General features: G+C 71.4%; 21 protein-coding genes and 2 pseudogenes. 8 read left to right on the top strand and 15 right to left on the bottom strand.

What is annotated here, in order from left to right; all coding sequences use genetic code 11:
* The first annotated feature begins 30 nt into the window (after nt 1-30).
* Both E6R18_RS34835 and E6R18_RS13050 read left to right on the top strand, forming a co-directional pair.
* A complete protein-coding gene (locus E6R18_RS34835) occupies nt 31-249 on the top strand; it encodes an FAD-dependent monooxygenase (protein WP_240799716.1) in 219 nt (72 codons plus the stop codon).
* Nucleotides 201-520: pseudogene (locus E6R18_RS13050) on the top strand (FAD-dependent monooxygenase); the annotation flags it as partial. The gene E6R18_RS34835 and the pseudogene E6R18_RS13050, both read left to right, overlap by 49 nt.
* Before the next feature lie 61 nt (nt 521-581).
* Here E6R18_RS13050 and E6R18_RS13045 read toward each other — a convergent pair.
* The 7 genes from E6R18_RS13045 to E6R18_RS13020 form a co-directional block, all read right to left on the bottom strand.
* The gene (locus E6R18_RS13045; protein ID WP_240799715.1) at nt 582-1,148 is read right to left on the bottom strand and encodes a GNAT family protein; all 567 of its coding nucleotides are present in this window, start codon (nt 1,146-1,148) and stop codon (nt 582-584) included.
* Nucleotides 1,145-1,660, bottom strand: a complete 516-nt coding sequence (locus E6R18_RS13040) for a lasso peptide biosynthesis B2 protein (protein WP_136317154.1) — start codon at nt 1,658-1,660, stop codon at nt 1,145-1,147. Before E6R18_RS13040 ends, E6R18_RS13045 begins: the two co-directional genes overlap by 4 nt.
* Nucleotides 1,661-1,764: 104 nt before the next feature.
* Nucleotides 1,765-3,468 carry an albusnodin/ikarugamycin family macrolactam cyclase gene (locus E6R18_RS13035; RefSeq protein WP_136317065.1) on the bottom strand — a complete coding sequence of 568 codons (1,704 nt, stop codon included), beginning with the start codon at nt 3,466-3,468 and terminating at the stop codon, nt 1,765-1,767.
* 79 nt (nt 3,469-3,547) lie between these two features.
* Nucleotides 3,548-3,685, bottom strand: a complete 138-nt coding sequence (locus E6R18_RS13030) for an albusnodin family lasso peptide (RefSeq protein WP_136317064.1) — start codon at nt 3,683-3,685, stop codon at nt 3,548-3,550.
* Nucleotides 3,686-4,433: 748 nt separating this feature from the next.
* A complete protein-coding gene (locus tag E6R18_RS13025; protein ID WP_240799714.1) occupies nt 4,434-4,706 on the bottom strand; it encodes a hypothetical protein in 273 nt (90 codons plus the stop codon).
* The gene (locus E6R18_RS34015) at nt 4,703-4,870 is read right to left on the bottom strand and encodes a hypothetical protein (RefSeq protein WP_168712340.1); all 168 of its coding nucleotides are present in this window, start codon (nt 4,868-4,870) and stop codon (nt 4,703-4,705) included. The genes E6R18_RS13025 and E6R18_RS34015 overlap by 4 nt, the downstream gene beginning before the upstream one ends.
* On the bottom strand, nt 4,867-5,139 hold the full coding sequence (locus tag E6R18_RS13020) for a hypothetical protein (RefSeq protein ID WP_136317063.1): 273 nt from the start codon (nt 5,137-5,139) through the stop codon (nt 4,867-4,869). The genes E6R18_RS34015 and E6R18_RS13020 overlap by 4 nt, the downstream gene beginning before the upstream one ends.
* A gap of 106 nt (nt 5,140-5,245) precedes the next feature.
* On the opposite strand from E6R18_RS13020, the gene E6R18_RS13015 reads away from it, so the two are divergent.
* Entirely contained in the window at nt 5,246-6,073 is an 828-nt protein-coding gene (locus E6R18_RS13015) for a helix-turn-helix transcriptional regulator (RefSeq protein ID WP_136317062.1), read from the top strand.
* Nucleotides 6,070-6,279: a DUF397 domain-containing protein gene (locus tag E6R18_RS13010; protein ID WP_136317061.1), complete on the top strand. Its 210-nt coding sequence runs from the start codon at nt 6,070-6,072 to the stop codon at nt 6,277-6,279. Before E6R18_RS13015 ends, E6R18_RS13010 begins: the two co-directional genes overlap by 4 nt.
* An 11-nt stretch (nt 6,280-6,290) precedes the next feature.
* Here the strand turns inward: E6R18_RS13010 and E6R18_RS13005 are convergent, their stop codons facing one another.
* Complete coding sequence (locus tag E6R18_RS13005) at nt 6,291-6,599, bottom strand: MarR family winged helix-turn-helix transcriptional regulator (RefSeq protein WP_136317060.1); 309 nt, start codon at nt 6,597-6,599, stop codon at nt 6,291-6,293.
* A gap of 173 nt (nt 6,600-6,772) precedes the next feature.
* On the bottom strand, nt 6,773-7,306 hold the full coding sequence (locus E6R18_RS13000; protein WP_136317059.1) for a hypothetical protein: 534 nt from the start codon (nt 7,304-7,306) through the stop codon (nt 6,773-6,775).
* Between the two features lie 132 nt (nt 7,307-7,438).
* On the opposite strand from E6R18_RS13000, the gene E6R18_RS12995 reads away from it, so the two are divergent.
* Entirely contained in the window at nt 7,439-8,245 is an 807-nt protein-coding gene (locus tag E6R18_RS12995) for an HAD family hydrolase (RefSeq protein WP_136317058.1), read from the top strand.
* A 3-nt stretch (nt 8,246-8,248) separates the two neighbouring features.
* Here the strand turns inward: E6R18_RS12995 and E6R18_RS12990 are convergent, their stop codons facing one another.
* The 5 genes from E6R18_RS12990 to E6R18_RS12970 all read right to left on the bottom strand — a co-directional run bounded on the left by E6R18_RS12990 (nt 8,249) and on the right by E6R18_RS12970 (nt 13,528).
* Entirely contained in the window at nt 8,249-8,878 is a 630-nt protein-coding gene (locus tag E6R18_RS12990; RefSeq protein WP_136317057.1) for a TetR/AcrR family transcriptional regulator, read from the bottom strand.
* Nucleotides 8,879-9,103: 225 nt separating this feature from the next.
* Complete coding sequence (locus tag E6R18_RS12985) at nt 9,104-9,991, bottom strand: ABC transporter permease (protein WP_136317056.1); 888 nt, start codon at nt 9,989-9,991, stop codon at nt 9,104-9,106.
* A gap of 16 nt (nt 9,992-10,007) precedes the next feature.
* Nucleotides 10,008-10,961 (bottom strand): ABC transporter ATP-binding protein, encoded by a 954-nt coding sequence (locus E6R18_RS12980; RefSeq protein ID WP_136317055.1) that lies wholly within the window; start codon nt 10,959-10,961, stop codon nt 10,008-10,010.
* 68 nt (nt 10,962-11,029) lie between these two features.
* Nucleotides 11,030-12,289 (bottom strand): outer membrane lipoprotein carrier protein LolA, encoded by a 1,260-nt coding sequence (locus tag E6R18_RS12975; RefSeq protein WP_136317054.1) that lies wholly within the window; start codon nt 12,287-12,289, stop codon nt 11,030-11,032.
* A gap of 228 nt (nt 12,290-12,517) precedes the next feature.
* Nucleotides 12,518-13,528, bottom strand: a complete 1,011-nt coding sequence (locus tag E6R18_RS12970) for a polyprenyl synthetase family protein (protein WP_136317053.1) — start codon at nt 13,526-13,528, stop codon at nt 12,518-12,520.
* A 156-nt stretch (nt 13,529-13,684) separates the two neighbouring features.
* On the opposite strand from E6R18_RS12970, the gene E6R18_RS12965 reads away from it, so the two are divergent.
* From E6R18_RS12965 to fahA, 3 genes are all read left to right on the top strand, one after another.
* Nucleotides 13,685-15,184 (top strand): peptide MFS transporter, encoded by a 1,500-nt coding sequence (locus tag E6R18_RS12965; protein ID WP_136317052.1) that lies wholly within the window; start codon nt 13,685-13,687, stop codon nt 15,182-15,184.
* A gap of 9 nt (nt 15,185-15,193) precedes the next feature.
* Nucleotides 15,194-17,188 (top strand): CocE/NonD family hydrolase, encoded by a 1,995-nt coding sequence (locus E6R18_RS12960; RefSeq protein ID WP_136317051.1) that lies wholly within the window; start codon nt 15,194-15,196, stop codon nt 17,186-17,188.
* Between the two features lie 115 nt (nt 17,189-17,303).
* Nucleotides 17,304-18,533: a fumarylacetoacetase gene (gene fahA, locus E6R18_RS12955; RefSeq protein WP_136317050.1), complete on the top strand. Its 1,230-nt coding sequence runs from the start codon at nt 17,304-17,306 to the stop codon at nt 18,531-18,533.
* Here fahA and E6R18_RS34410 read toward each other — a convergent pair.
* Nucleotides 18,505-18,706 (bottom strand): annotated as a pseudogene (locus tag E6R18_RS34410) (DUF4192 domain-containing protein); the annotation flags it as partial. The gene fahA and the pseudogene E6R18_RS34410 sit on opposite strands and share 29 nt — an antisense overlap.

Genomic DNA, 18,706 nt, shown 5'->3' with positions numbered 1-18,706 from the left:
ACGGCACTCCGTCCGGCCCGAGGAGTACGCATGCCCGCCCCCGCAAGCGCGCCCGCGCTCGCACCGCCGATCCCCGTCCTCGTCGTCGGCTCGGGCCCGACCGGCCTGACCCTGACCATCGACCTCGCCCGCCGGGGCGTCGGCGTACGGATCATCGACAAGTCCGCGCGGTTCCCCCGCAGGACGTCGAGGTCGAGGGGCTGGACCGGGGGTTCTGGCACCGGTGGTTCGACGAGGACGGCGCCGTGATGCTCTGCCCGATCCCCGGCACCCGGTCGGGCTGGCGGCCCCGAGACCGACGCCTCCGGCGCCCCCATACCCCCGTCGCTCGCCGGGTTCCGCCGCCTCTTCTCCAAGCACACCGGCCTGCCGGGCGACCGCCTCACCGAGGCGACGCTGCTCTCCGCGTACCGGGTCAACGAGTGCATGGCCGCTCGCTACCGGGGGGCCGGGACTTCCTCGCCGGGGACGCGGCGCACATGCACTCGATCGCAGGCGCATCGGCATGAACACCGGCATCCACAGGGGAAGGGGCGGCCCCGCCCGCAGGTGGACGAGCGGGGCCGCGAGGCGGCAGTGAGTCAGCTACCGAGAGCGGCAGCTACAGCGGACTTTCCGGGGAAGTCCTCGGGTACGGCGTCCATCATCAGTTCGTCCACGGGTTCGCCGAGCCAGAATCCCGAGCGGCGGAGCCGGCCCGCGGGGCGGAACCCCGCCTTCTCGTACGCGCGGGCCCCGGCCTTGTTGGGCTCAAGCACCTTGAGCCACACCGCCCGCAGGTGGGCGAGGTGAAACGCCCAATCCAGCGTGAGGCGAGCCGCTTCGGTGGCGTAGCCCTTCCCGCGCTCGCCGGGGGCGAGCACCATGACGAACTCGGCTGTACGAACGTACGTGTTGACTTCCAGAATCGTCATGCCCACGGGCGTACCGTCGTCCAGCCGGACCACCTCGAACTGTTGGAAGCGGTCGTTCCCGCGTTGACGTTCGTACCCGGCGGCGCGAACCTCCCACGCCTGCGCCCACTGGTTCCCGTACCCCGTGATCGTTGCGGGGTCGTTCTCCCACTTGTGGTACTCAGGCAGCAGGTCCGCGCGCGGCATGGCGAGGGCGAGCGCTTCGCCGCTCAACAGGATGTGCGGTTCACTCACGGTCGTACCTTCCTGGTGGCCCGTGCCGATCCGGGGCCGTCTGGTGTGTAGGTGGGGGTGTACAGGGCGGTGTCCGCCGGTTCCTCGACCGGAGCCCCGTCCGGGCCCGCTATCCAGGCGTGCAGCCGTACGGGGTCTAGAGCTACCCCATGTCGCCACTCGGCGCGGCGTCGAACGACCGTCAGCACGAGTGCGGCAGCCGTCGAGTCTTCCAGGCACGCCCAGCGCATCGGCAAGAGCTGTGCGGCCCAGCGAACGGCGCGGACAGCGTAGCGAGCCTGTACCACCGTGGCCGGGGGCAAATCGCGCCCCGAGCACGCGAGGCGGACGAGCCGCGAGAATCGGTTCCGGCGACGACCGGCCGCCCACACGGCGGCGGTGGCGAGGACGACCGGCACGGCGAGGGCCCGCCACCACAACGGGACCGGAGCCGGCTCGGGCGGGGCTGCCGACTGTTCGACGGTCCCCCACGTCAGAACCGTGTCCGCAACGTCAACGACGGTTGCACCCATGGCGGTTACCGCGTCGGACGTGGGACGTAGCTCGGTGCTGCCCGTGTCGTAGTCGAGCACGACGGACGCGTGAGAGGCACGGGCGACCACGGTGTTGGCTCGGCTCACAGGGCACCCGCCGGGGTCGGTGCGGTGTGCGTCCACTCGGTCCCGGGTGAGCGCTCCACTGCCTCTAGCCACGCTTCGGCCGCGAGGAAGGACAGCAGCGGGGGCCAGATCGTTTCCGCGCCGAGGGCAGCCGCGTGAAGGGTGGTGCGCAAGGGCACGGGGTTGACGAGTCCGAGGGCCGCTAGCCGGCCGTCCGCGAGGCCGAGCAAGCGGGTTCGGTTCTGGCGTAGCCCTAGGTGGAAGTCGCCGACCATGAGCCCCTTGGCGGCCCTGGCGCGGTGTTCGGTGGGCAGCAGATCGGCGAACGTGTCGGCAAGCATCGGCTTGTACCGCCGAGCCGAGTAGCGCTGTTCGACGGGGGCCGAGACCACCGCGTCCAGGACCGCGCCGTCAAAGTAGGGGTTGTGCAGTGCAAGGCCGAGCGAGTCCGCGAGTTGGAGTTCCGCGTACGCCGACCGTGCCACCGTGCGCAGCTCGGCGACCAATGCCCTGTCCGGGTTGGGACCCGTGGTGGTGGTCACCCTAGGTACGGGGGCGGCGAGCCACTTCGGCCGCCCGATGTCGGCTCGGCCGATCCGGTACGCGTTGCCTCGCAGTGCGGCAGCGATCAACGGGCGGGGGCTCTGGCGGCGGAGCCGAGCCCAGTCCCGCGCGTCTCCCAACATGCGGAGCCAGTTCCCGCTACGGGCGAGGCTCGCAAGGTGCGCGGGGGTGGATAAGAACAGGTTGTCCCCGCCATCTCCGGTCAGGTGACAGACGGAGCCCGCGGCGGCCATCGTGCCGAGCTGGTCCGAGAGCATCGCCCAGACGGCCGTTGACGGGGCGGGCTCGTCGGTGGCGGGCAACGGCACGTCGGTTGCGGTGAACGGCAGGTGCCGAGGTCCGAGCGGGAACGGGGTCCGGGTCAGGCCGGGGATGTTCAGCGCTTGCGCGTATCGCATGTCCCCGCCGCTGGTGACGCCCGCCGGATGCGCGGTCATGCCGGTTACGGGTCCGTGCTGTGCGGCAAGCAGTGTGACCGTGGTCGAGTCCATGCCCGCAAGATCGCTGGTCGCGGGCACCCCCTCGACCCGCACGCGGACACCCTCGCCGAGAACCTGCCGCAGCGCTGCCGATGCCTCGCGCGGGGCGCGCTTGCTCGGCGACCACCAGGGCGCAAGAGTCGGACCGCCCTCGGTGCCGAGCGTCAGCAGATGACCAGCAGGAACGGGGACCACGCCCGCCCACGCGCTACGGTCCGCGGCGGGGCTGTGCTTGTCCCGCAAATACGCGGCGAGCCACCCGGTATCGACGCGTCCGCCGGCGAGCGACGACAGCGCGAGCGAACTGGACCCCCACACGGGCCCGTCCGGGGTGCTGACCGTATAGAGGGGCGAGGCCGCCCCCGTGTCCGCGAGGACTTCCACCCGACCCCGCTCGGTCAGCCGAACGACGGTGTGCGAGCCCGCCCACGTCCGAGCGACCGTCGCAAGCTCGGGGGCCGCGAGAGCGCGGGCAATGTCGTGTTCGGTGGCCGAGCACGGACCGAGCACGGCGATTCGCGCATTGCCGAGTTCCATGGTCCGGACGTGCTCGCGCTGCCAGTCTCCGCAGACCCACAGCGCAGGGGCATGCCAGAGCAGACGCGCCCCTACCGGAGTTGCGGCGGATCGGCTGCCGGGTGCGCGCCCGCCGTACCACCGCGCCTTGCGATCTTCCATTTCATCACCTCTCCCACCGCTGAAACCAGAGGCGGCCCCCGTTGGGATCTCTCCCGCGGGGGGCCGCCCTGGTGCTGGTCTAGCTGTACGGCGTCTGCTTCCCTTCCACCGACGTAGACGAGCTGCCACGCGTCAGCGCGGCGGCGTCGCCGAGTACGACGACCGCCGGAACGTCGTCGGTCTCCTCGGACGTGCCGGGGGTGACTTCCTGGTTCATGTGCGTTCCTCCTCTCCACATGAGACGGATCACGGTTCCCCCCTGCCGAGTAGCGACGCCCACTCTGCGGGGCAGGGGGGAAGTCTGTTAGGGCCTCGTATCCTCGGGGAGCGGGGGCACCCCGGGGCCGCGCGTGACCGCCGCAGCGGACCGGTCCCGGCGGGGAATCTGCCAGGTGTCGAGCTGGTCCGCGAGCCACTTTTCGCCCACGTTGCCGAAGGAACGAGACAGGGACGCGGCGGACTCCCCGCCCGTGTACCGCCCGGTCACCGTGGCGCGTGCAGCAATGAACCTCGCTCGCGCCTCAGCGAGTTCGGCGCGGGAACGCTTGGGCATCGGGGTTACTCCAGTGCTCTCGTTCGTTGGCGGTGGGGCCCGCCCTGGTCGTCGGGGGGAACCGCGAGCACGACCAGGGCGGGGGTTCATGGGGCTACCGGAACAGTCCCGCTCGCGGTGCCTTGTGGCGGGGGCCCGCCCGTCGCCGCGGCAGAACCTCGGTCGCCACGGTCCGCGCCGGTACGGCTCCGCGAGCGTGGAAAGCGATCTGGTCGTGAAGACGAGTGATGCACGTGCCGCAGTAGTACAGGTCAGCGACCACATGTCCCGTCGTCTGAGCTCCCGGCGCCACACAGGCCCGGTGTGTGTGACTCACCCGGCACGGTACGGACGCCGCCCGACCGCCTCGACCGCACTGTCCGAGGCGGCCCATACCGCGTCCCGGTGATCGATGACTGGAACACCGGCCGAGTCAGCGTGCCCGCAGCAACTCGGCCGCCGCCGCCTCGGCCGCGTGCGCCTCTGCTTCGCGTACGGCGTCGCGCCCGGCAATCGCCGCGTCCAGCCGGGCACGGAACACCGCCCGGTACGCCGGGTCGGTTTCGAGGCGCCGGAGCTCGGTGAACAGAGCGGGGTTCGGGACCGGTTGGCGCGTGAGCGCCCATGTGAGCCGGGGGAACCGAGCCCGTAGCCGGACCTCCGCCGCCCCTGCGGCCAGTACGAGCCGCAGCCGCCACGGCCTCACAGCTGCGGCTCCCCGTGCTCCGCGGCCACGTGGCGTCGGCGCAGCACCCGGCAGTCGGTCTCCCGGCTCGCGTCCCGTTCGCTACGGGCGACGGCTTCTTCGAGGTCGAACTCCTGGCATGTACGGCAAGGGGTGGCGGGCTGAAGGTCCTCCTGGTCGCTCATGCCACCTCACCCCGGCTCCGGGCGTTCTCCCGCGCGGTCCTGGCCCCGAGCCGCTCGGCGGGCGTGGCCGCCCGCGTGTGCTCGGGCAGCACCTCCCACTCGGCTCCACCCTTTGCGGGCCGGAGCATCCAGTAGGGGCCGGCGACCCCTCGGAACTCCCCGACCCGGACCCGGTCCGCCCCGCTGATGTCCGCGACGAGCGCGCCGGGGGCGGGGATTCGGACTTGCGGGGCGCCCGGTCCGGGCGGTGGACCATTCTCTGCGGACATGGCCGTTCCTCTCCGTAGTCATTCCACTACCAGGGCGGCTCAGAGTGGCCTAGAGTCCAAGGGTCTTCAACTTGCACGATTCGTACGGATAGTTGGGCGGTGTGCATTGAACCGCAAGGAACTGAACCCCGAGAGTTCGCCAGTCGCAGCCTTCGGGGAGCGTCTTCGCAGGTTACGAGACGAGCGAGGCTGGACACAGGATGAGCTGGCGGACCTTATGGGGTACTCGGCGACCCACATCTCCGCCGTCGAAACTGGTCGTCGCCCTCCAACTCTCCGATTCGCGAACAGAGCTGACAGGGTCTTCGGAACCGGGGACCTGTTCGAGCGCCAGGCCCGAGCGGCGCGCGACACTGCGCTTCTGGAAGGCTTCCCGGAGTACGTGGGCCACGAGGCGCGAGCCGCCGAGATCCGGCTCTACGAGGTGGGCGTCATGCCCGGCCTGCTCCAGACGCCGGAGTACGCGACAGCGCTCGCCGAGAGCGCAGTCAAGCGAGGGACGATCACACCCGAACAGGCACAACAGCGGGTGGATCTTGTCGCGGAGCGGCAAGCGTCCCTGCTACGGCCGAACCCACCGCTGGTACTCGTGGTGCTCGACGAGAGCTGCATCCGCCGCCCCATCGGCGAACCCGACGTAATGAACGCTCAGTTGGAGCGCCTTCTTGAGTTCGCGGAGCTGCCGACCACGGTGTTCCAGGTCGCCCCGTTCACGATGGGAGTCCGCCGCCCGTTCAACCTGCCGCTTTACATACTGACGCTGCCTGACCGCTCGCTCATGTCCTACGCCGAGTCGGCGCAGCAAGGCCACCTTGAGCGGGAAAGCACATTCGTACTGCCCCTGCTGACGGCCTACCATCAGCTACAGGCCGAAGCGCTCTCCCAGGCAGCGTCCGTGGCGATGATCGAGCAGTTACGAAAGGGCTCCCCGTGACGACCGAATCCCCCCGCTGGTACACCTCCTCGTACAGCGACAACGGCGGCGCTTGCGTCCAGGTCGCCACCAACCTCGCCGCCACCACCGGCCTGGTCCCCGTCCGCGACAGCAAGAACCCGACCGGACCGGCCCTGGACCTGCACGCCCACGCCTTCGCCACCTTCGTGGACGGCATCAAGCGCGGCGGGTTCGACACCGTCTGACCGCCGTCCCCTCACCCCACCCCGCTGATCCGCCGCAGCATGTCCAGGGACTGGGCCCGCTCGTCCGGTGACAGCGGGGCCAGGAGTTCGGCGTTGGCCTGCTCCCCCGCCTCCGTGCACTCCTTCAGGCGGCGGCCGTCCTCCGTCAGGCTCACCGCGTTCTTGCGGCGGTCCTTGGGGTCCGGGCCGCGGACGATCAAGGCCGCCGACTGGAGGTCGTTCAGGACGCCGACCAGGTCCTTCGGGTCCAGGGCGACCGCTCGTCCCAAGTCGGCCTGGGCCACCGGGTCCAGGTCGGCGACCGCCGCCAGGACCACCAACCCGCGCGGTACGCGGGGTGGACCGCCGGGCTGTGGGCGCGCTACGGGGAGGGCAGCCTACGGCCCTGCGTCCACGCCGCCCTTCCACTGGACCGACGCCGCGCACGCTCACACGGCGATCGAAGGGCGGGCCGACCGGGGCAAGATCGTCCCGACCGTCTCGTGACGCCGTCCTACCTCTCGCCCGCGTGCTCCTTCAGGAACGCACCCGCATGGGCGGCCGCCTCCTCCTTCGTCGCGAACGAGCGCTCAGCCTCGCCGGCCTCGCTGCGGGTCCCGTCGGCGCCCCGGCCCTTCCAGCACCAGCCGCCCGGCGTCCCCTCCCAATTCAACTCGGCGCGACCGCCGAACAGGTCCAGCGTGCTCGCCTCCCGCTTCCCCACGACGGCGTCCGGCCACTTCTTGCGCGCGCCCTGCCGCGTGATCCCCCACGCGGCCCCCAGCCGCTCATAGCTCGCGCCGTAGGAGCCGGCCGTCCGCGCGGCTATCGCCGTCAGCCGCTTGACCTCCTCGTCCACCACCTTCCAGGCGCCGAGCACGGACAGCGACACGTCCACCGGGTCCGCAGCCCACATCCGGTCGGGCGGCAGCCCGGTCGCGCGGGCGTGCACGGATGCGGCCAGTGGGTCGAGCGCGTCGAGCAGGGCCTTGGCCAGCTCCACCCGCTCCGACTCCGGTTTCACTTCCGAGGTTTCCGGTGTCTGCATGCTGGTAACTATAGTTGTCATGAAGACATTCGGCAACCTTAGTTGTCACATCGATTCGGCGCCCCTACAGGACATCCCCGCCCCGCCACAACTCCGGCCGGGCTCCGGCAGTCACCGCCTACGCTGGCTGCCATGCCCATCCCACCCGCATATGCCCTCCTCGCCACCGACCTGGACGGCACCCTGCTGCGCGGCGACGACACCGTTAGCCCCCGCACCCTCGCCGCGCTCCGCCTGGCCGGCGCCGCCGGGGCGCGGCACCTGGTGGTCACCGGGCGGCCCGTGCCCGGCGTGCGGGGGCTGCTGGCCGGGCTCGGCTACCAGGGGCTCGCCGTCTGCGGGCAGGGGACTCAGGTGTACGACGCCGGGGCCGGGCGTACCGTCCGGTCCGTCACGCTCGACCGGGAAGCGGCCGACGCGGCGCTCGGGAAGCTCGAGGCGCAGGTGGGGCAGGTCTTCGCGGCCGTCGACCAGGACGGGGCGCACGGGCGGACCCTGGTCGAGCCCGGGTACCGGATGCCGCACGCCACGTTGCCCGCGCAGCGCACCCGGCACCGGGACGAGCTGTGGGCCGAGCCGGTCATCAAGGTGCTCATCCGGCACCCGGAGCTCAGCGACGAGGCACTGGCCGCCGAGGCGCGGGCGGTCGTCGGGGACCTCGCCACCGTGACGCACTCCGGGCCCGGGACCGTCGAGCTCCAGCCGTACGGGATCGACAAGGGCGTCGGGATCGCGCTGGCCGCCGAGGAGCTGGGGGTGGACCCGGGCACGGCGATCGCCTTCGGGGACATGCCCAACGACCTGCCGATGTTCCGCAGCTGCGGGTACGGGGTCGCCATGGGCAACGCCCATCCCGAGCTGCGCGCGGCGGCCGACGAGGTGACCCTGTCCAACGAGGACGACGGGATAGCGGTCGTCCTTGAGCGGGCCTTCGGCTGACCCTCAGCGGGTGGCTACCGCCCCCAGCGAGCGCAGTACGTGGTCCACCAGCTTCCCCACCGCCTCCGCGTCCTGCATGGGCTTGCGCAGCACGTGGCGGTAGTACACCGGGCCGTACAGCATCTCCACCACGAGGTGCAGGTCGGCGTCCGGCGGGATCTGGCCCTGGGCCTGTGCGCTGCGCAGTCGGTCGACCGCTTCCTCGAAGCGGGGTTCGATCAGCTGGGTGCGTACTGTTTCGGCCAGCTCGTCGTCATGGTGGATCTCGGAGAGTATGCCCGCGTACGCGGGACCGAAGGGGGGTACGGCGAGGACATCGACCGCTCCCGTGATGTGGGTGCGCAGGTCCTTCGCGATGTCGCCGGTGTCGGTGAAGGGGGTGGCCGTGACCAGCCTCTCCGTGAACGCTTCCAGCAACACCGCGCTCTTCGACGGCCACCAGCGGTAGATCGTCTTCTTGCTGACGCCCGCCCGGGCCGCGATCGCCTCGATGGTGACCCGGCCGTAGCCCCTCTCCGTACACAGGTCGAGGGCGGCTTCCAGAGTCGCCCTGCGTGAGCTCTCGCTCCGGCGCAGTGAACTCGGCGATGAACTCGGCGATGGACTCGGCGATGGACTCGGCGATGTGTTCATTCGGTGAGCATAGGTCTGTTCGAGCCAATCCTTGTTGACAGTCCGTCGCCAAAAGTCGAACAATGCTCAGGCGGAAACGGAACGTACCGTGTCGGCTCGTTCCCTCGCTTTTCGCACCGTTCGTGCCGTTCGTGCCGCGACGAGCCGATCGGGGGACGGCTCGCCGGCCAACGGTGCGGCTGTCGTCCCCGTATCAGGTCGCTTCCGTATCAGGTCGCTTCCGTATCAAGCGGTGATGTCCTTCGCCGTGAAGCGGGCCCAGGCCGCCGAGCCGAACACCGCCGCGTACACCGCTTGAAGACCCAGGTTCTTCAGTGCCTCGTCCCAGTAGACGGGGTCGCGCAGCAGGTCCGCGAAGGACAGCCAGTAGTGCGGGAAGAGGTAGGGGTGGACCCCGCTCAGCTGGGGGATGGTGTCCACGATCTGTACGGTGATCAGGACCCCGACCGTCGCCGCCATGGCCGCGATCCCGCTGTTGGTGAGCGTCGAGACGAACAGGCCGAGCGCCGCGAAGCCGGTCAGGGACGCGGCCACGAACACCGCGACGAGCCCGGCCCGTAGCAGCCCCTCGCCGAAGCCGATCGTGGTCCCCGAGATCGTCGTGACCTCGCCCACGGGGAACAGCAGCGCACCCACGGCCAGGGCCGAGGCGGCCACGACGAGCGTCGCGACCAGGCAGAAGCCCAGCATGACGGCGTATTTGGCGAGCAGCAGCCTCGTCCGGCCAGCCGGGGCGACCAGTAGGTAGCGCAGTGTGCCCGCGTTGGCCTCGCCCGCCACGGAGTCGCCCGCGATGACGCCGACCGCCATGGGCAGGAAGACGGGGAGGGTCGCGGCGAGGGAGGCGAAGACCAGGAAGAGGCCGTTGTTGGTGACCTGGGAGAGGAACGCCGGACCGCCCCCGCCCTCCCCGCCGCCCGGACCGGCCGATGAGCCGTCGGCCGTCTCGATGCGTACCGCGATCCCGATCAGTACGGGGACGGCGGCCAGCACGCCGAGGAGGGCGAGCGTGCGCCAGCGGCGCAGGGTGGTGGTCAGTTCGGAGCGGAGGATGCCGAACGTCCACAGGGGGTTGCGGACGGCTCCGACGCGGGTGGTTTCAGCCGACGACATTTCAGCGTGCGACATTTCAGCCTGCGACATCGAATCCTTCTCCCGTCAGAGCCACGAACGTGTCCTCCAGCGAGGCCCGTTCGACGCCGAATGCGCGCACCCGGACGCCTTCGCGCACCAATGCCGTGGTGAGGTCAGCGACTTCGACCGCGGCCGGCGGGGCGTCGGCCCGTACCCGGTCGCCGTCCAGCGTGATGCCGGTGAGCCCGTGCTCCTTCAGTACGCGGGCGGCGTCGGCCGGGTCCGGGGTGGTGACGGCGAGGCGGCCGCCGGTGCCGGAGGCGAGGCCGGCGACGGGGCCCTGGGTGAGGAGCCGGCCCCGGGCCATCACCGCCGCGTGCGTGCAGACCTGCTCGATCTCGTCGAGGAGGTGCGAGGAGAGGAAGACCGTGGTGCCGTCCGCCGCCAGTTCGCGGACCAGGGCGCGGATCTCGCGCATGCCCTGCGGGTCCAGGCCGTTGGTCGGCTCGTCCAGGACGAGGAGCCGGCGGGGCCTGAGCAGGGCTGCGGCGAGGCCGAGGCGCTGCTTCATGCCCAGCGAGTACGCGCGGGCCTTCTTGCGGGCCGCCGGGGCGAGCCCGACCCGCTCCAGGGCGTCGCCCACGCGGGCGGTGCGGGTGCGGGGGTCGGCAGTGGGGTCGGCCCGGTCGTAGCGCACGAGGTTGTCCCGGCCGCTCAGGAACCCGTACAGCGCGGGGCCCTCGATCAGGGCGCCGACCTGCGGGAGCACCGTGCGCGACGCGTCGGGCATGGGGCGGCCGAGGACGCTCGCGGTGCCGGAGGTCGGGGCGATCAGGCCCATGAGCATGCGGATGGTGGTGGTCTTGCCCGAGCCGTTGGGCCCGAGGAAGCCGAAGACGCTGCCGCCGGGGACGGTGAGGTCGAGGCCGTCCACGGCGAGCTGGCCGCCCCGGTAGCGCTTGGTCAGCCCGCGCGTCTCGATCACGGGCGCGGTCTCGGGCCTTGTCATGTCTGCTCCCCACTATCGCGCCCGCCCCGCCGCGCAACGCACGACGGGGCGGGCGAGGGACTTGGGTGTCAGCCCGCGTTGTTCGCGGCCTCGACCAGCGTGTCCTTGGTGACCGCGCCGACGTAGACCCGGCCGTCGTCCGTAATCAGGGCGTTGACCAGGCGGGTCTTGAAGACCGTGCCCGAGCCGAACTTGCCGGTGACCTTGTCACCGAGCGCGTCCAGGAACTGCTGGGCCTCGGCCGGTACGTCACCGGACGCCTCGGAGGGGAGGGCCGCGCCGCCGGGGGTCTTGATCTCGGCGATGCTGTTCCAGCCCTCGCCGATCACGTTCAGCCCCTCGAACGCGCCCAGGTCGCCCTTGGCCTGCTCGACCGCCTTCCGGGCCTCCTTCTCGTGGCCCGCGGCCTGCTCCGCCTCGTCGGCCTCGGTGACCTTCGCGCCCTTGGGCGGGGTGAAGGTGAACGAGGAGGCGGCGGGCTCCGTGAAGTCGACCGAGGTGAACCCTGCGTCGACCACCGCCTTGCCGCCGCTGCTGGGCCGGAGCGTGAACTTGAGCGGTACGCCGTTCTTCGCGTCCACGGCGACGGTGATGGAGCCGATCGTGGAACCGCTCTGCTCGGGCTTGAGGACCAGGCGGTACGCGTCGCGTCCGGCGACGCGGGCGGTGCCGTCGACCGTGACGGACGTATTGCCGTCTGCGGCCTTCAGCGCCTGCTCGGCCAGGGCCTTCGGGGTGGTGGGCACGCCCTCGGGGAGAGCCTTGTCCTTGCCCCGGGTGGACTTGCCCCGGCCTGTCTCGGCCTGCTTGTCCTTGCCTTCGGTGTCGGCGTGGTACGCCTCGTTGGACGCGCTGTCGTACGCCCAGACCTGGTCGCCGTTGTGGATGAGGCTGTACTCGGACGCCTTGTCCAGGACGGAGAGGCGCTGCTTGTCGGGGCCGTCGGCGGCGACCCGCAGGGTGTGCGTGCCGGAGGCCAGCTCGGTGAGCTTGGCCTGCGGGTCGGCGCCGGAGGCGTCCTTGCCGCCCGCGTCGGGCATGAAGGAGCCGGCGAGGCCGCCGATGGACGGGATGCCGAGGTCCGTGCTGATCGTCACCGTGCCGGAGAACTGCTGCGTGTCCGACGCGGCGATCTTCTCGATGAGTTCCTGAGCGGTGATCTTCGGCAGATCGGGGTCGCCCGAGCTGGCGAGCGCCGGGACCAGGCCGATCGTCGCCGCCGCCACCCCCGCCACCGCGACGGGGACGGTGTAACGGGCCGCCTTGCGGCGGCCGGCGCTCCCCCGAGCGGCCGTGCCGTTGGTCTCCGCGCTGTCGTTCGGTGCCATGTGTGCCCTACCTCCGTGGTCGGCGGCTTCCGTCGGGATGCACTCGTCCACTCCGTGCCGCCATTCTCACCCGTTTTTGTCAGGAGTGGTTGTTCTCCATCTGACCAAATCGGGCGGCCGCAGGCGTCAACCCCCGGGAGCAACCGCGCGTACCTCTTCGGTATGACCCGGGGGCGTTGTTTCCCCGCCATCCAGTAGGGGACGGGGCAGGGCACCCCCGAGGGGCCGTCAGCCCGCGCGGTGGACCACGGCGTCGCACATCTCTTCGAGCGCGAGCTTGGCGTAGCACTCGGGCAGCGGCTTCAGCGTGGCCCGCGCCTCCTGGGCGTACCGGACGGTGTCGCGCCGGGCCTGGGCGAGCGCCGGGTGGGCGCGCAGCAGGCGCAGCGCCTCGGCGAGCGTGTCCGGGTCGCCGAGGTCGCCGTCGAGCAGTTCGACCAGGGCCAGGTCGTCCGGCTTGCCGTCCGCCTGGGCCTGCGCCCTGAGGTGGAGGACGGGGAGGGTCGGGATGCCCTCCAGGAGGTCGGTGCCGGGGGTCTTGCCGGACTCGTGGGAGTCGGAGGCGATGTCGAGGACGTCGTCGGCGAGCTGGAAGGCCACGCCGAGCCGTTCACCGTACTGGGTGAGGATGTCGGTCGTGGGCTCGCCGGCGCCGGACATCATCGCGCCGAACCGGCAGGCGACGGCGATCAGCGAGCCGGTCTTGCCGCGCATCACTTCGAGGTAGTGCTCGACGGGGTCGCGGCCGTCGCGCGGGCCCGCCGTCTCCAGGATCTGGCCGGTGACCAGGCGCTCGAACGCCTCCGCCTGGATGCGGACGGCCTCCGGGCCGAGGTCCGCCAGGATGTGCGAGGCGCGGGCGAAGAGGAAGTCGCCGGTCAGTACGGCGACCGAGTTGCCCCAGCGGGAATTGGCGCTGGGGACCCCGCGCCGCACGTCGGCCTCGTCCATGACGTCGTCGTGGTAGAGCGTCGCGAGGTGGGTCAGCTCCACGACCACGGCGGCGGGCACCACGCCCGGGGCGTCGGCGTCACCGAACTGGGCGGCGAGCATCGCCAGCAGCGGCCGGAACCTTTTGCCGCCCGCGCGCACCAGGTGCTGGGCGGCTTCCGTGATGAAGGGCACGTCGCTCTTGGTGGCATCGAGCAGGCCCGACTCGACAGCAGCCAAACCGGCCTGGACACCGGCCTCAAGAGCCTGGTCCCGCACGCTCAGTCCGAACGGCCCGACGACGGTCACGAGGGGATCTCCTGTCTGCTGACGATCACACGGGATGTCGATGTGTCGTTGTCATCACTCAAGTCAGCGTATCCGGTCCCCTTTGGATCACCGTGGGCGCCTTCCCGCCACCGCCGGTATGTTCGGGATCAGCTCATACGATCAGGAGTTGCCGCTTTGTCCCACGCAGCCGCAGAGACCGAACCGGCGCAGCCGCCCCCGGCTGACGACCACGCCTTTTTCGGCCAGCCCCGGGGTCTGATGACCCTGTCCGGCCTGGAGGTGTGGGAACGGTTCTCGTTCCTCGGCATGCAGGCGATCCTGGTCCTCTACTTCGCGGACACGGTCGCGCACGGCGGCATGGGCATGGAGGCCGGGACCGCCGCCTCCGTCTCCGCCGCGTACGGCACGCTCGTCTATCTGGTGTCGGTGGCCGGGGGCTGGCTGGCCGACCGCATCCTCGGCTCGTACCGGGCCGTCCTGTACGGCGGCATCCTGATCGCCTGCGGGCATTACGCCATGGCGGTGCCCACGGACGCCATGACGTGGGTGGGACTGGGGCTGATCAGTGCCGGGACGGGGCTGCTCAAGCCGAATGTGGCCACCATGGTCGGCAAGCTCTACCGGACCGAGGACGAGCGCCGGGACGCGGGCTTCGCCCTCTATTACATGGGCATCAACGTCGGCGCGTTCCTCGGGCCGCTGATCACCGGCTGGCTCGGCGACCACGCCGGCTGGCACTGGGGCTTCTCGGCCGCCGCCTTCGGTATGACGCTGGGCCTCATCCAGTACGTGGCGGGCCGCCGTCACCTGGCCGGGCGAAAGCGCGCCGCCGAATACGCGCTGGCCCCCGGGCCCATGCGGCGCGCGATCCTGCTCATCGTCGTCGGTGCCGTGGTGGTCGCGGCGGCGGCCACCGGTCTCGCCCTCGCCGGCTGGCTGACCATGGACCGGTTCGTGGACCTGCTCACCCTCATCTCGGTGATCGCCCCGGTCGTCTACTTCGTGGTGATGTTCCGCAGCCCCCGGGTCAGCGCCGAGGAGCGCGGCAGGCTGCGCCCGTACGTGGTGCTGTTCCTGGCCTCCGTCGTGTTCAACTTCATCCTCTTCCAGGCGTACTCGACGATGATGCTGCTCGCGTCGACCAACGCCCGTACGGAGATCTTCGGCTTCCACTTCCCGGCGAGCTGGTACGCCTCCGCGCTCGGCGCCTTCGAGGTGGCGCTCGCTCCGGTGGTCGCGGCCGTCTGGGCGAGGATGGGGCCGCGCCAGCCGCACGCGTCCAACAAGATCGCGATCGGGGTGGTCCTCGGCGGTCTCTCGTTCCTGCTGATGGTCCTGCCCACCTCCGGCCACTCGGGCGACACGTACCGGATGGCCGCCTGGTGGATCGTCGGCTCCTACCTGCTGCTCGGGCTCGGCGACATCCTGCTGGAGACCTCCGGCATGTCGGCCACCACCAAGCTCGCCCCCAGGGCGTTCGCCAGCCAGACCATGGCGCTCTGGTTCCTCTCGCTGGCCCTCGCCAACGGCATCCAGGCCCAGATCGTGAAGCTGTACGGCGAGGTGTCCAACCCCGCCTACTTCGGTGTCAATGGCGCTGTCGCGGTGGTGGCCGGTGCGGCCGTCATCGCCGCCGCCCCCTGGCTCAAGCGCACCATGCACCCCGTCCACTGAGGTACGCCCATGCACATCGAGACCGCGTTCCCGTACGAGACGACCCGCGAGGACCTCTACATCCCGCTCCCGGACGGCACCGAGCTGTACGCCCGGATCTGGCGGCCGGTCACGGACGAGCCCGTCCCCGCGCTCCTGGAGTACCTGCCCTACCGGCTGAGCGACTGGACCGCGCCGCGCGACTGGCAGCGCCACCCCTGGTACGCGGGCCACGGCTACGCCTCGGTCCGGGTGGACGTGCGCGGCCACGGCAACAGCGAGGGCATGCCGGGGGACGAGTACGACGCGCAGGAGCTGGCCGACGGGGTCGCCGTCATCCACTGGCTTGCCCGGCAGGAGTGGTGCTCGGGGCGGGTCGGCATGTTGGGGATCTCCTGGGGCGGCTTCAACTCGCTCCAGATCGCCGCGCTCGCCCCGGAGCCGCTGAAGGCGATCGTCACGGTGTGCTCGGCCGACGACCGCTACGACAACGACGTCCACTACATGGGCGGCTCGGTCCTGGCCGTGGACATGCACGCCTGGGCGGCGACCATGCTGGCCTTCGTCTGCCGGCCGCCCGACCCGGCGGACGTCGGCGACGACTGGCGCCAGATGTGGCTGGACCGGCTGGAGGCGGTGGACCCCTTCATCCACACCTGGCTCGCGCACCAGACCCGCGACGCCTACTGGAAGCACGGCAGCGTCTGCGAGGACTACTCCGCGATCAAGGCCAGTGTCCTGGCGGTCGGCGGCTGGCACGACCCGTACCGCGACACCGTCCTCAGACTGGTCGAGCACCTGGACCCGGCGAAGGTGCGCGGGATCATCGGGCCCTGGTCGCACCAGTACCCCGACCGGGGGCTGCCGCCCGGCCCCGCCATCGGCTTCCTCCAGGAGACGCTGCGCTGGTGGGACCAGCACCTGAAGGACGAGGACACCGGCGTGATGGGGGAGCCGCTGCTGCGGTCCTGGATCAGCGAGTCGCACCGGCCCGCCACGGTCTACGAGACGCTGCCCGGCCGCTGGGTCGGGGAGACCAGCTGGCCGTCCGATGACGTCACCCCGGTGGCGTACGCCCTCCAGGGCGGGGCGCAGATCGTCCACTCGCCGCAGCAGACCGGCCTGGACGCGGGCCGCTTCTTCCCCTTCGGCAACGACGCCGACCTGCCGCCCGACCAGCGCGACGAGGACGCCAAGTCCCTCTGCTTCGAATTCCCGGTCGCCGACGCGCCGATCGAGATCCTGGGCCGGCCCCGGGTGAAGCTGCGCATCCGGATGGACGCGCCGCGCGGCCAGGCCGTCGCCCGGCTCTGCGACGTCGCCCCCGACGGCTCCTCCACCCTCGTCACGCGCGGCGCCCTGAACCTCGCCGCCCGCCACGGCCGCGACCGCACCGACGACTGGCCGGCCGGGGCCACCGAGGACGTGACCTTCGAGCTGAACGGCATCGGGCACACCTTCCCGCCCGGCCACCGCATCAGGCTCGCCGTCTCCTCCTCGTACTGGCCCTGGATCTGGCCGCAGGCCGGCTCGGCGGGCTTCACCCTGGAGGCCGACGACAGCCTGGTCGAGCTGCCGGTGCGCCGGCACACCGAGGACCCGGCGATCCGCTTCGAGGAGCCCGAGCAGTCCGAGCCGCTGGGCGTCGTGTACCCGGAGACCCTGGACGCGCCGCGCCCCGAACGGCTGGTCGTCCGCGATGTCGCCAAGGGCGAGTGGCGGCTGGAGGTCGATCCTCGCTACGGCGGCACGCGGGTCTACCCCGACGGGCTGGAGTTCACCGAGGAGGCGGTGGAGACGTACACGATCCAGGAGGACGACCCGCTCTCCGCGCGGACCCGCTCCGACTGGACGATCCGGCTGCACCGGCCGGAGATGTCGTGGGACGTGCAGATCGACACCCGCTCGGAGATCACCGCCGACGCCGACGACTTCCACACCGTCAACGAGGTCGTCTGCACCGAGGGCGGCGAGGTCGTCTTCCACCGGACCTGGGAGAAGAGCATCCCCAGAACAGCTGGTTAGGACGGACGCGGAGGCGTACTTTCCGGGGCATTGGGGATGGTTGGGGCACTGCCGCCAAGCGGTGCCCCCGACGTAACGTGTCCCCCAAGCGACCTGGAAAGCGAGGCAGCAACCGATGCCCGAGCAGAGCAGCCCGCTCGATCTGGCCGAGGGCGATCCCTTCGGCCCGCACAACCTTCCCTACGGCGTGTTCTCCACCCCCGACCGGGCCGGTGAGCGACGCGTCGGCGTCCGCATCGGCAACCACGTCCTGGACGCCGGGGCCGCCGCGCTCGCCCTCGGTTCGCCGTACGCCCAACTGCTGGCCCAGCCCGACCTGATGGCCCTCCTGTCGGCCGGCCGCACCGCCTGGCGCGATGTGCGCCGCGCGCTGACCGCCTGGGTGACGGTCCCCGCCCACCGCACGGACATAGAGCCGCTGCTACACCCCCTGGACACGGTGACCCTGCACCTGCCCTACCGGGTCGCGGACTACGTGGACTTCTACGCCAGCGAGCACCACGCCACCAACGTCGGCCGGATCTTCCGCCCCGACGGCGACGCGCTCACCCCCAACTGGAAGCACCTGCCGATCGGTTACCACGGCCGCGCCGGCACCGTCGTCGTCTCCGGCACGGACGTGGTCCGCCCGGCGGGCCAGCGCAAGGCCCCCGCCGACCCGGCGCCCGTCTTCGGCCCGTCCGTCAAGCTCGACATCGAGGCCGAGGTCGGCTTCGTCGTCGGCACCGGCTCCGAGCACGGCACGCCCGTCCCGCTGGCCGACTTCCGCGAGCACGTCTTCGGCCTCTCCCTGCTCAACGACTGGTCGGCGCGCGACATCCAGGCGTGGGAGTACGTCCCGCTCGGCCCGTTCCTCGGCAAGTCCTTCGCCACCTCCGTCTCGGCGTGGGTCACCCCGCTGGAGGCGCTGGACGCCGCCAGGACCGCCCCGCCCGCCCGCGACTTCCCGCTGCTGCCCTACCTGGACGACGCCGACGAGGACGAGCCCGGCGGCTACGACCTGCGGCTCTCCGTCGCGATCAACGGCCAGGTCGTCGCGGAGCCCCCGTTCTCCACGATGTACTGGACGGCCGCCCAGCAGCTCGCCCAGATGACGGTCAACGGCGCATCGCTGCGCACCGGCGACCTCTACGGCTCCGGCACCATCAGCGGCGCCGAACCGGCCCAGCGCGGCTCCCTGCTCGAACTCACCTGGAACGGCCGCGACCCGCTGGAGCTGCCCGAGGGCAAGCGCACGTTCCTGGAGGACGGCGACACGGTGACCATCACCGCCTGGGCCCCCGGCCCGGACGGCACCCGCGTCGGCCTCGGCGAGGTCACCGGCCGCATCGTGCCGACGGCCTGACCCCGACCGCCCGGCCCGCCCCGGCCTGCCGGGTCCGGGCCGGGTACGGGCCGGGTACGGGCCGGGTACGGGCCGGGTACGGGCCGGGTACGGGCCGGGTACGGGCCGGGTACGGGCCGGGTACGGGCCGGGTACGGGCCGGGTACGGGCCGGGTACGGGCCGGGTACGGGCC

The organism is Streptomyces sp. A1277 (assembly GCF_004795015.1).
Lineage (GTDB): Bacteria > Actinomycetota > Actinomycetes > Streptomycetales > Streptomycetaceae > Streptomyces.
Note: the sequence above shows the minus strand (reverse complement) of the source record. Positions and strands in the feature narration are given on the sequence as shown.